This is a genomic window from Paenibacillus sp. HGF5 (genome assembly GCF_000204455.1).
Classification (GTDB): domain Bacteria; phylum Bacillota; class Bacilli; order Paenibacillales; family Paenibacillaceae; genus Paenibacillus_AQ; species Paenibacillus_AQ lautus_A.
In genome coordinates this window covers 25,318-37,442 of sequence record NZ_AEXS01000050.1, presented here as the reverse complement: position 1 = coordinate 37,442, position 12,125 = coordinate 25,318, and the positions used below count along the sequence as shown (strand labels likewise).

11 protein-coding genes are annotated in these 12,125 nt (G+C 52.1%); 10 read left to right on the top strand and 1 reads right to left on the bottom strand.

From position 1 onward, the window contains the following. The first annotated feature begins 28 nt into the window (after positions 1–28). From HMPREF9412_RS08165 to HMPREF9412_RS08150, 4 genes are all read left to right on the top strand, one after another. On the top strand, positions 29–1,102 hold the full coding sequence (locus HMPREF9412_RS08165) for a Gfo/Idh/MocA family oxidoreductase (protein ID WP_009590944.1): 1,074 nt from the start codon (positions 29–31) through the stop codon (positions 1,100–1,102). Between the two features lie 3 nt (positions 1,103–1,105). Continuing rightward, a complete protein-coding gene (locus tag HMPREF9412_RS08160) occupies positions 1,106–1,939 on the top strand; it encodes a sugar phosphate isomerase/epimerase family protein (protein WP_009590931.1) in 834 nt (277 codons plus the stop codon). 153 nt (positions 1,940–2,092) lie between these two features. Next, positions 2,093–2,785 carry a response regulator transcription factor gene (locus HMPREF9412_RS08155; RefSeq protein WP_009590956.1) on the top strand — a complete coding sequence of 231 codons (693 nt, stop codon included), beginning with the start codon at positions 2,093–2,095 and terminating at the stop codon, positions 2,783–2,785. After that, on the top strand, positions 2,782–3,867 hold the full coding sequence (locus HMPREF9412_RS08150) for a sensor histidine kinase (RefSeq protein ID WP_009590934.1): 1,086 nt from the start codon (positions 2,782–2,784) through the stop codon (positions 3,865–3,867). The genes HMPREF9412_RS08155 and HMPREF9412_RS08150 overlap by 4 nt, the downstream gene beginning before the upstream one ends. 19 nt (positions 3,868–3,886) lie before the next feature. On the opposite strand, the gene HMPREF9412_RS08145 is transcribed toward HMPREF9412_RS08150, so the two are convergent. After that, a complete protein-coding gene (locus HMPREF9412_RS08145) occupies positions 3,887–5,080 on the bottom strand; it encodes a glycoside hydrolase family 88 protein (protein WP_009590946.1) in 1,194 nt (397 codons plus the stop codon). A 261-nt stretch (positions 5,081–5,341) separates the two neighbouring features. Here HMPREF9412_RS08145 and HMPREF9412_RS08140 point away from each other — a divergent pair, with 261 nt between their 5' ends. From HMPREF9412_RS08140 to HMPREF9412_RS08115, 6 genes are all read left to right on the top strand, one after another. Continuing rightward, a complete protein-coding gene (locus tag HMPREF9412_RS08140; protein WP_009590941.1) occupies positions 5,342–5,524 on the top strand; it encodes a tautomerase family protein in 183 nt (60 codons plus the stop codon). Between the two features lie 6 nt (positions 5,525–5,530). Next, positions 5,531–6,493 (top strand): ABC transporter permease, encoded by a 963-nt coding sequence (locus HMPREF9412_RS08135; protein WP_009590947.1) that lies wholly within the window; start codon positions 5,531–5,533, stop codon positions 6,491–6,493. Between the two features lie 18 nt (positions 6,494–6,511). After that, a complete protein-coding gene (locus HMPREF9412_RS08130) occupies positions 6,512–7,384 on the top strand; it encodes a carbohydrate ABC transporter permease (RefSeq protein ID WP_009590948.1) in 873 nt (290 codons plus the stop codon). Positions 7,385–7,509: 125 nt separating this feature from the next. Beyond that, positions 7,510–9,087 (top strand): extracellular solute-binding protein, encoded by a 1,578-nt coding sequence (locus HMPREF9412_RS08125; RefSeq protein WP_009590935.1) that lies wholly within the window; start codon positions 7,510–7,512, stop codon positions 9,085–9,087. A 110-nt stretch (positions 9,088–9,197) separates the two neighbouring features. Beyond that, a complete protein-coding gene (locus HMPREF9412_RS08120) occupies positions 9,198–10,247 on the top strand; it encodes a response regulator transcription factor (RefSeq protein ID WP_009590938.1) in 1,050 nt (349 codons plus the stop codon). Next, a complete protein-coding gene (locus HMPREF9412_RS08115; RefSeq protein ID WP_009590949.1) occupies positions 10,244–12,115 on the top strand; it encodes a cache domain-containing sensor histidine kinase in 1,872 nt (623 codons plus the stop codon). Before HMPREF9412_RS08120 ends, HMPREF9412_RS08115 begins: the two co-directional genes overlap by 4 nt. Positions 12,116–12,125: the final 10 nt, after the last annotated feature.

The window sequence follows — 12,125 nt, the reverse complement described above, 5'->3', positions numbered from 1 at the left end:
ATAATCATCAACTACAGGAGGTGCTGTCATGGCCGAGAAAAGAACAACTTTGAATGTGGCGGTGCTGGGCTGCGGCCCCATATCGCAGTACGGACACTTCGAAGCTTGCCGGAGGGCGCGCAATGCACGCCTTTATGCGATATGCGACGTCGCGGAGGATTTGCTGAACCGCATGGCCGAAATCCATCAGCCGGTACGAACCTACAAGGATTATGACAAGATGCTGGCAGATCCCGAGGTGGAAGCTGTCATCATTGGCATCGCGGATCAATTTCACGTGAAAGCCGCCCTTAAAGCCATCGAAGCAGGAAAACATGTTCTCGTGGAGAAGCCGCTTGGCGTCACCGTAGAAGAGTGTGAGGAATTACAGCGGAGAGCAAGGGATTCCGGTTGTGTTGTCCAAATCGGAAACATGAAACGCTTTGATCCCGGCATCGCTTATGCCAAACGGTTTATTGAGCAAGAGATGGGGGAGATGCTGGCTCTGAAAGCATGGTACTGCGATTCCACCTACCGGTATACGGTCACCGAAAACGTGCAGCCGCTGGTGCGGCTTAGTCCGAATGCCCTGAGGCCGGAAGGTAATCCGAAGCTCGATAAGCTGCGGTATTACATGCTGACGCATGGCAGCCATCTGGTGGATACGGCCCGCTTTTTAGGGGGGGACCTGGTGAGCGTGACGGCATGGAATACGCAGAAGTTCGGCGCATATAACTGGTTCGTCACCGTTCAGTTTGCATCGGGCGCTGTAGGGCATCTGGATCTTACGGTCGCCGTCCGGATGGACTGGCATGAAGGCTTTCAAATTTACGGTGAACACGGAAGCGTTGTTGGCAAGACCTACAATCCGTGGCTCTTCAAGTCAAGCGACGTCGAGGTGTTCTCCTCGCGCGACGGTTGTTATCACAGGCCGCTAGGCGAAGATGCGCATTTCTTCAAGCTGCAGGTGGAAGGCTTCGCGGATACGATTCTGGAGCAGGCACCCATGCGAGGAGCCGATCTGGATGACGGAGTAGCAGCCATGCGCGCGATGGCGGCGATTGCCAGATCCGTTGAGAGCGGCAGGACGGTAAAGCTGGCTGAAGTATCGGGAGGCGTATGAGTGATGAGATTGGGCATATTCTCCAAGACGTTTGAGAGGCCGACACTGGAAGAAAACTTGGACGCTGTTATCGCTGCCGGATTGGAGGTCATCCAGTTCAATCTTTCCTGTGCCGCTCTTCCGTCGCTGCCGGAGGACGTCGATCTGGGAACCGCGGCACATATTCAAGCAGCGTGCGAGAATCGGCATCTTCAGATGGCCGCCGTATCCGGGACCTTCAATATGATCCACCCCGATCGGGGGAAACGGCAGGGTTACATTCGCCGGTTTCGCCATTTGGCAGCGATGTGCCAATCAATGGGGACGACCGTCATTACCCTGTGCACAGGCACGAGAGATCCAATCGACATGTGGAGAAGGCATATGGACAACGATTCGCCGGAAGCATGGGATGATCTGCTAAGCACCATGCAGGTATTGGTGAATATAGCAGAAGAATTCGGGCTTGAGCTGGCCGTTGAACCGGAGCCGGCCAATGTGATCAGCGATGCCGTCAAAGCCAGACAGCTGCTGGACACGATGCGTACTCCACGGTTGAAGGTGGTACTGGACGCAGCGAATTTGTTCAATCCGAACGACGGAGAGGCTTTGACAGAGGTGGTAGATCAAGCGCTGTCACTGCTCGGTGAACATGTTATTATCGCTCATGCCAAGGATTATTCGACAGTAGATGGATTCCGGTACAGGGCTGCCGGAACCGGAGAACTGGACTATGAAGCATACATTCAGCTTCTGCGCGCTTATCGTTTTGACGGACCGCTGATTCTTCACGGCTTGCATGAAAGCCAGGTGACGCAAAGCGTCTCTTATCTGAAGTCTCTTATAAATGCCACGTGATGAGACGACAGGCTACCATGAAGCCCAAGAAACGCATGGGCTTCATGGACCATCTTGTTGATCCTCATGGAATCTTCACAAGTTTTAGTTACAATGGGGACTTATGTTACAGTTGACTTGAACTGATGAAGGATTCTATAAGGAGATACCAAAATGAAAACCATATTAATCGTGGATGATGAACCGAATATTCGAGAAGTTCTTGTATCTTATTTGAACAAAGAACGTTACTTGACGCTGGAAGCGGCGAACGGTGCGGAGGCATTCGATTGCCTGCGAGGACAAGCCGTGGACCTTGTCCTATTGGACCTCATGCTGCCGGATATGGACGGTGAACGGATATGCAAGGAAATTCGAACGTTTAGCTCGGTCCCCATCGTGATGTTAACGGCTAAGGTGGCTCAGAGCAGCCGGATCGGCGGATTTGCGATCGGAGCCGATGATTACATCGTGAAGCCGTTCGACCCACGGGAAGTCGTGGCAAGGGTCAAGGCTGTCTTGAGGCGGGGGGATGACAGCAAGCTGCTCGCGGACGTCATTGTGTATGATGAAGGCGCATTGGTCATCCATTCGATGAAGCATGAGGTCACCAGCCATGGACAAATCGTGAATTTGACGCCGAGCGAATATAAACTGCTGCTGCTGTTGGCCAAATACCCGCAGCGGAATTTCTCCCGCGAAGAACTGGTCGACCGGGTGTTAGGTTATGATTTTATCGGTGATATCCGCATTATTGACCAGCATATCAAGAATCTGCGGCACAAGATCGAATCCGACCCGAGGCAGCCGAAGTATATTCTTACCGTTTACGGATTCGGCTACCGCTTCGGAGGTGACGGGGCTTGAAGCATCGGCTTGACCTGAGGCTCGCCGCCATCATTATCAGCATCACGGCAGGGATCCTGATCGTGTTTACCGTGATCAACATCGTGACGAACCATTACCATATCGCGATGTACCAGCAGCAGTCCAGCGGGCACAGCGGAATGGATGAGCTGAACTATCATTTGGAGCAGGCGCAGATGCAATCGATTATCTTAACCTGCCTGTTATCGATTGCCATAGCCTCCATAATAGGAATCTATGTAGCAAGAAGGATTTCGGCTCCCCTCGTCCAGATGAAGCGGGCGGCAGAAATGATGACGCAGGGAAAATGGGATATCCGCGTGGCAGCCGGGGGGTACGATGAAATTGCTGGGCTTGGTGCTTCGCTGAATGAGCTGGCCGTGCAGCTGCAGAAACAGGAGTTGCTTCGCAGGAACATGACGCAGGATATCGCGCATGAGCTCCGAACGCCGCTAACCACGTTAAAGAGTCACACCCGTGCACTCGAGGACGGGGTATGGGAGCCGACTGCAGAACGTTTCCGCACCTGCTTGGATGAAATCGACCGTTTGATTCAGCTCGTCACGGAGCTGGAGGAGCTGCACGATATGGAATCCCCGGAGTTTCAGCTGTCCCGGTCCGAGCAGGATCTGAGCCATATTATGGAGAGAGCCGTCACGTTGGCGAAGGCGATGTATCATGAAAAAGAAGTGAGTCTGCATTATGCCAGCAGTTCGTCGATCACAGCCGAGGTGGATCCAGACCGGATGCTCCAGATTCTGATCAATGTGTTAAGCAATGCCTTGCACTACACCCCGTCCGGCGGTACGGTGCAAGCCCATCTCGTGGACGAAGGGGCCGATGCCCTGATTCGGATTCGGGATTCGGGACAGGGCATCTCCCAATCCGATCTGCCGTATATATTCGAAAGGCTGTATCGGGGGGATAAGTCGAGGAATCGGTTAAGCGGCGGAAGCGGAATGGGGCTGGCCATCGTCAAGCAGCTGGTTTCCGCTCATGGCGGCCACGTGTGGGCCGAAAGCGGAGATGAGCATGTTGGCGGCAGCTGCTTCTATATTCGGATTCCGAAAAAGATTAAATAAACACGACAAAAAAACCGGATCAGAAGATCCGGTTTTTCCATCCCATTAGCTTGGCTGCGCTCTCAACATAATAGTAATCGCCATAAATAAGCGAGACGTTTATATTTTGTCCGGCAGGCAGATGCCCGGTGGCCTCTTTCAGTATGCCTTCATAATCCGGGTCATCCCATTCGGCGTAACGGTTCGTCAAGGAGTCGATGATACGCAAGGCACTGCTGCGGTACAGAGCGCTTTCGGCTTGCGGGACGAGGTCCGCGATTTCAAGCAGCCCGGATGCGGCGCAGGATGCCGCGGATGTATCCCTTGGCTCCGGTGCCATTGGGGATGTATCCGTTCCATCATGATCGGGGTATTCCAAATCCTTGCGCTCCGCCCGAAAATCCCAAAGCGGAATGGAATCTTCCTGAAGGGAAGCCACGAAGTAATGAGCGACTCGCTTGGCAGCGTCGAGATACCGAATATCGCCGGTATACCGATAGGTGTTCGCCATCCCGTGCAAAGCCCAGGCTGCTCCCCGACTCCAGGCCGATTCCGGTCCAAAGCCTTGTCCGCCGAGCGATTCCATATATTCGCCCGACAACGGGTCAAACCGGCAGATGTGCCGAACCGAGCCGTCGGGTCTTATGAAATGCTCGACAACCGTATTGGCCTGCTCTCTGGCAATATGAGCGAATCTCGGATCACCGCTCTCCTCCGAAGCCCAGAACAAGAGGGAGAGATTCATGGTGGAATCGATGATGGACCAGCCTTCGTTTCCGTGGTTCCACGAGGTAGGCTTCACCTGATTCCAAGCGCGAATGAATCTGCCGACGGGGTTATACCTTCCTGCGAGCAGGGTAGCCGCCAACAATCCTCTCCGCCTGGCATCCGGATCGCCGGTCAGTTTATATTTGATGACGGCCGTCGGCAGAAACTGAAAGCCTACATCGTGATGAAAGTTACTGTCCCCGATCAGCGCCTGTTCAAGCCGAACATCCCATTCCCAAGCCAACTCCTTATACTGCGGCTGCTTGGTCATATCATACATCATCCATAGCATCCCCGGCCAAAAACCGGAGGTCCACCAATCGATCCGGGTGGAATCATAGATCCCGTTCTTTGTCGTATGGGGAACTTTGCCTTGTAGCTGACCCGTCATACGCATTACTTTCTTTTCTAGTTTCCCCCATAACGACGCATAGGTCGTTTCCTCTTCCTTAACTTGACCGTTCATCGCAAAGCCTCCCATAACTGATGGCATCGAGCGGCCCGAGTTGGCTGCTGTTTGGAACCATTGTTCCACAGAACGCCTCGGAATTCTATACCAACCGCTTAAGAACTATTGAAATAACAAGCCGATCTTAAAAAAACACAAGCCGCCAATGCACCTAAAAAAAACACAAAGGAACCGATCTTCCTCCATTGCTGTCCGGTCATAAAAACTTATAGGATAAGGATATTCATCACATCCATTTCCTAAGGAGGCGATCAGCCGATGCCGCAAATTACGATTAAAATGTACGAAGGACGCACGGATGAGCAGAAGAACGAAATCGTTGACGTTTTTACAAAGGAGCTGTCGCGGATCATTGACCGGGAGCCTGAATTTATCAGCATCCGGTTTGACGAAATTCCGATAGATGACAACGCACCGGCCCATTTGAGAAACAAGAGGTGATGACAGATGGCCGAGCCAAACAAAGCAGCGGTAAGCCCGATTCTGGAGGGAAAGCTTGATAAACGGAGAAAGCTGCTCGGATTCATGTGGAAATACAGGGCGCTGTACTTCATATCGCTGCCGGGACTGCTGTTCTTCGGATTGTTCAAATATGTTCCGTTAATGGGCTCCGTGATCGCATTCCAGAACTACAATTTGTTTAAGGGCGTAACGGGAAGTCCCTGGGTGGGCCTTGAGCACTTTGGGCGAATGTTCCAGCACTATGATTTTCTGAAAATTCTGCGCAATACGCTTCTGCTGGGTACATATGACATTCTGTTTGCTTTTACGGCCCCCATCGTCCTGGCTTTATTGCTGAATGAGGTTCGCCAGGTCGTCTACAAAAAAATTGTCCAGACGATATTCTATGCGCCGCATTTTCTGTCATGGGTTATTGTAAGCGGTATCTTTGTGGGCATCCTGTCCCCGTCATCGGGGATCGTGAACGTGGTGCTCGGGTGGTTCGGCTTCGAACCGATCTATTTCCTCGGCGAAGATTCCTACATTCGAACGGTATTGGTGGGCTCCGGATTATGGAGAGATGTCGGCTGGGGAACCATCATCTATCTGGCGGCGCTCGCGGGCATCAATCCGGATCTTTACGAAGCCTCCGAAATCGACGGAGCGGGGAGATGGCGCCAGACCCTCAGCATTACGCTGCCAGCACTGCTTCCCGTGATAACAATCCTGTTCCTGCTCAAGATCGGGGATTTCATGGATTACGGGTTTGAACGCGTATTCGTGTTTCAGAACCCGCTTAACATCCAGTCCAGCGAAATTTTGGACACGTACATTTACAAAGCCGGCTTGCAGCAGCTTCAGTACAGTTATGCCACCGCCATCGGGGTGTTCAAGTCCGTTGTCGGCTTGTTCCTGATCACCATTGCAAACACCATCAGCAAGAAAGCGACCGGCGAGTCGCTGTATTAGAGGGGAGTGACCACCAACGTGAAATACGACAGTGCAGGCAGAAAAATGTTTCTTGTATTGAACTATATCATCCTTACCTTTCTTGCACTCACCATGCTGCTCCCTTTTCTCAATGTCATTGCCCAGTCGTTCAGCAGCCCTGGCGCTATCGATCGCGGAGAAGTGATGTTCTGGCCGGTGGAATTTACCTTTGCATACTACAAGCATGTATTCAACGATGTTTCCATCTGGAGGGCATTCGGGATCAGCGTCTATATTACGATATTCGGAACCTTCATCAATCTGGCATCAACCGCTTCGCTGGCGTACCCGCTCTCCAGGCCCGAATACGTCGGCAGAAAAACCATCATGATAATCATCCTGTTGACCATGATTTTTACGGCACCGCTCATCCCCCAATTCATACTGATGCGCGAGCTGAATCTCGTCAACACGCTGTGGTCCTTGATGCTGCCATCGGCGATCAGCGCATTCAACCTGTTTGTGCTTCGCACGTTCTTCACCCAAATTCCGGGCGAACTGATCGATTCGTCCCGAATCGACGGATGCAGCGAGGTCCGTACCCTGTGGAGCATCGTGCTTCCGTTATCAAAGCCGGCGCTGGCGACGGTAGGGATATTCTATTCCGTAACGAATTGGAACAAATATATGGATGCCCTTTACTATATCAATGACCGCAGTAAGTATCCGCTCCAGGTCAAATTGAGGGAGCTTCTGGTGAACGAGGGCCTGACCGATACGGGCAACATGGCGTTCGAAGCAAGCTCCCAGTCCGTGCAGGGCATTCAGATGGCGGTTATTCTGGTAGCCACGCTGCCCATCATTCTCTTGTATCCGTTTCTGCAGCGCTTCTTCATTCACGGGATGATGATCGGGTCGATCAAAGAATAACCCTAAAAAAACGACAAACCGAGCCAAAGACATTCCTTGTTCCCGCCCAGACGGCTCTCTATACTGATATTAAGTTTGAAAGCGCTATTATAAGCGACTATATTAGCTTGAAAAGAGGGGTATTCATGAGAAAAAGCTGGACACGTGCGCTTACGTCAGGTCTTGTACTGGCCATGCTCGTCGGCTGTGCGGGCAATAATGGCGGAGGCGGAGGAGCCAACGCCGGGGGCGACGGCCAAGGCGGGAATGAAGCGGGAGCCACGAAATTTTCCATTTCGATGCGGACGCTTAACGTTTCCTACGTTGAGAAGAATCCGGATATCAACCAGGATAAGTACGTGCTGGAGCTAGAGAAAATGACGAATACGGACCTCGATATCCGTCTCATTCCGCATAACGAATATCAGGATAAAATGGTGCAGATGTTCGCAACGAACGACATACCGGATGTGGTGCAGGGAACTGGCGGAATCAGCGGTCCCGAGCTGGCGGGTGCCGTGGAGAACGGAGTCTTTCTTCCGCTCAACGACCTGCTGCAGGAGCATGGGCAGGACCTGCTCAAGTTTATCCCCGAGGAAGCCTGGAAGCGGATGACGGATTCCAAGACGGGCAATATTTACGGGATTCCCGAAATCTTGTCCAATCCGTCCAGACGGGCGACATGGATTCGGACCGACCTGCTGGAAAAGGTAGGGAAGGAGATCCCGACGACGGTGGAAGAAACGATGGATGTTCTGCGCGCGTTCAAGGAAGCCGGGGTGGAGCAGCCTTATGCGGGACGTCAGAATTTCAAATATGCCGATACCTTCTTCGGGGCGTATGACGTGCTGGGTTATCTGAACCAATTCAAGGTGTTCCCGGACGGGCAAGTAAAGCCAACCTTCTTTGACGAAGAAAATATGAAGCAGGCAATTCAGATCTATAAGACGATGCATGAGGAAGGATTGATCAGCAAGGAATTCGCGACCATTGAAAGCGCGGATTTCAAATCCATCGTCACGAGCGGCAAAGCCGGCATGTGGTCTATGAATGCCAACGAGCTTCCGATCTGGGGAACCCAGCTGAAGGAGAATGTGCCGGACGCGAAAGTGGCGCTGATTCCTTCGCCTGTAGGACCTGACGGTAAAGGGGGATATGCCCATTATAATCCGGTCACGCGTTCCTTCTTCATCAACGCGAAGGCGAAGGATAAAGCGGAGGATATCGTGAAGTTCTTCAACTGGATGGTCAGTGAGGACGCGGAATTGTTCTTCAGCTTCGGCATCGAGGGCGAGGATTATCAGGTAACCGACGGAAAGCCGGTCTTCGAGGTACCGACGGACGCAGCAGGCGCGGATAAGATGCGTTATTTGAACTACTGGCTGTGGCTGGTGCAGGACACAACGTACAACAAACGCGTATCCGAATTGTCCGATTCCGGCAAAGAGCTGATTGATGCTTTTGATAACATGTTATCGAATGAGGGCCGCCGCGGAATCGAATTCGACCCGAGACTGGAGGCGATGGTGAAATATCCGGAGCTGAATCCGAAGTCGGATGAACTGCCTCCGCTGATTCTGGAGCATGTGCTTCGCATGGTATACGGCAGGGAGCCGATCGATAACTACGGCAAGGTGCTCGAGGAGTATTTGTCCAAGGGCGGTAAAGAGATTATTGAGGAAGCAACGAAACGATATAACGAAAAAGAAAACGCTTTCGAATAAGCGGGGCATGTTTTAGTATAGTGTTGAAGAATGACTCCTCTGCTTGTCTAAGCAGAGGAGTATCTTGCTAAAGCTAAACTACTCTCGCTGTTTTGAAAGGGGAATGGGTGATGTACCGCATTCTGGTCGTTGATGATGAACCTATGATAAGGATGGGCTTGGCGAAACTGATCACGCAGACGGATCCGGCCATGATTCAAGCGGAAACGGCCGGAAACGGCATGGAAGCGTTGGAAGCGATCCAGACGGCACGACCGGACTTCATATTTACGGATATCAAGATGCCCAAGATGGACGGCCTGGAGTTAAGCAAGCAGTTATATGAAGCCTACGGCGATATCACGGTCGTTGTCATCTCCGGTTACGGCGATTTCGAATACGCCCAGAAATGCATGTCGTATGGGGTTAAGGAATATCTGCTCAAGCCCGTGACCAAATCGGTGGTACATAACACCATGAACAAATTGATGGCGGATCGAAAGTCCATGCAGGAGAAGCAGCGGTTCTATTTTCCGCTTTCCAAGCTGGAGGATTGGCTGGAGCAGCTCGAGCTGGCCGTATGGCATTTGCAAATGAACGATATCCAGATGAAGCTGCAGGAAATCGAGGATTATTGCAATGAGCGCCGGTTCGAATCGATCCAGCTTCAGGAGCTGTTGGATGAGCTGTACGCGAAGTTGATCAAGCAGTTAAACGGCAGGGACGTATATTCGTTCGAACGCATGACGGGAATATCGGGGCCTGCGCCCGGAGGGAACCATCATTATTTCGAGAGATTTCGTCTGGCCGTGAATCAGACGGTGAAGCTCATACGCGAGAAGCGAAAAGGGAATGCGAAGGAGCCTGTAGAGGAAGCGAAAGCCTATATCGAGCGCAACTTGTCCCGCGATCTCTCGCTGGATGAGGTGGCCGACATGCTTGGACTCAACCCGTCCTATTTCAGCCAGCTGTTCAAGCAGATGACGGACGAGACCTTTGTCCATTACCGGATCAAGAAACGAATGGAGAAGGCGAAGAAGCTCCTTGCCATTCCGCATTATAAAATTACGGACATTTCGTTCGAAGTGGGGTATGCGGATCATCCCCATTTTACCAAAACCTTTAAGAAGGTCACCGGTTACACCCCTTCCGAATACCGGGAGATGCTGGGGATCGAATGATGCGGAAGAGCCTGTCCCGTCAAATCTTCCTGTACTTCTTCATCGTCGTGATGTTCTCGCTTACCACGGTCGGCGTCTTCTTCTACATGAAATCATCCGAAGCGATTGACGAGCAGGTCGAGAAGTATATGACCACCGTCATCACGAACGCCGCAAGGCAAACGGATAATCAGCTGAAAATGTTCGAGCGGATCAGCAATACGATTTTGCTGCAGGATTCGGTGAAACGATTCTTGGATATGGATCCCAGCGACAGCTATGAGCATTACCGGTTCACCCATCTCATCCGAAAGGATGTTTTTCAGAAAATCTTCATTCAATACCCTACGCAGACCCATATGATGTACATCCTGGGGTTCCATGGCCGGTCGATTTTCGATCAGAACCAGAATTTCTCCGCCATGTCGATCGATCCTTCGGACCGTCTTCGTGAATTGACGGAGAAGACGCCGGGGAACGGGGAGATCGTCATCTTGAAGACCAGCCTGCTGGAACAGGATCGCGACAACGTCATTACGGTTGCCCGCAAAATCCGGGGAATGAATTCCTACGACGTTAAAGGCGTGCTTGCGGTAGAGTTCAATGAAGATCAGCTGTCGGGTTTATGGAATGGCGTCGACCTTGGGGAGCAGGGCTTCTTTTTCATCCTGGACCGCGAAGGCGAGGTCGTTTATGCCCCAGAGCACGTGGATATGGAGGGAATCACGACCACGGACCTGCCGAAGCGCATTATCGCCAAGGGCGATCATCGCTTCATCGAACCGGTATTAGGCGAGAAAGCGATGATCATCTCGCGCCAGTCCGAATATTCGGGCTGGAGCCTCGTCATTATGATGCCGCTGGATGAGCTCAGGGCGCCGATTTCGGGCATTCGCTCCACCACCATTATCGTAGGCTTTGTCACCTTGTTCATTGCGCTCGTTCTGGCATACAGATTCGGGAAATCGATCGTGAATCCGATCCGCAATTTGAAGAACGGGATGAGGCAGACGGAGAAAGGGAACTGGACGCACATCACCGACGTGAAACCGCGCGAGGATGAAATCGGGGGATTGATCCACAGCTACAATCTCATGGTCAGCCGGTTGTCCGACATGATCGAGCAGGTATACGACACGGAGCTCCACAATCAGAAGACGCAGCTGGAGCTGCAGGACATCCAGCTGGAGCGCCAGCGGGCCGAGTTTCAGGCGCTTCAATTGCAGATCAATCCGCATTTTTTGTACAACACGCTGGAAACGATCAACTGTTACGCGATCGTTCAGGATTCGGACGAAATTTCGGACATGGTGGAGGCCATGGCTTTCATGCTTCGATATTCCATTCAGACCAATCTGGAGGAAATCACGATTGCCAACGAGCTGAACCATGTGCGGCATTACATGATGATCTTGAAGCATCGGATCGGGCGCGATTTTGAGATCGAGGTGGCAACGCCGCCCGAGCTCCTGTTGGAGAAAATGGTCAGGCTCTCCCTGCAGCCGATTGTGGAGAATATTTTCCAGCATGCCTTTCCGGAAGGAATCGAGGCGTGGCATTACATTCGGATTGATACGAGAGTCGACGGAGACAATTTGCTGGTCATGGTCGAGGACAACGGGGCAGGCATTGCGGACCATAAGCTTCATAAACTGCGCAAAAGGCTCGAGGAAAACCGCTTGGTCGATGATGAAGAGGGGAAACGCGCCCGGCGCAGAGGCGGCATCGGCATCGTGAACGTTCATCGGCGAATTCAGATGGTTTACGGCGAATCGTACGGGATAACGGTTCATAGTTCGCCGAGTCAAGGCACAAGCATCGTTATGACGATGCCGCGAATGGAAAGAATGCGTGAGCAAGAAAACAGGCTGAAACAGCTGCAAACCTAATCAGGAGGGA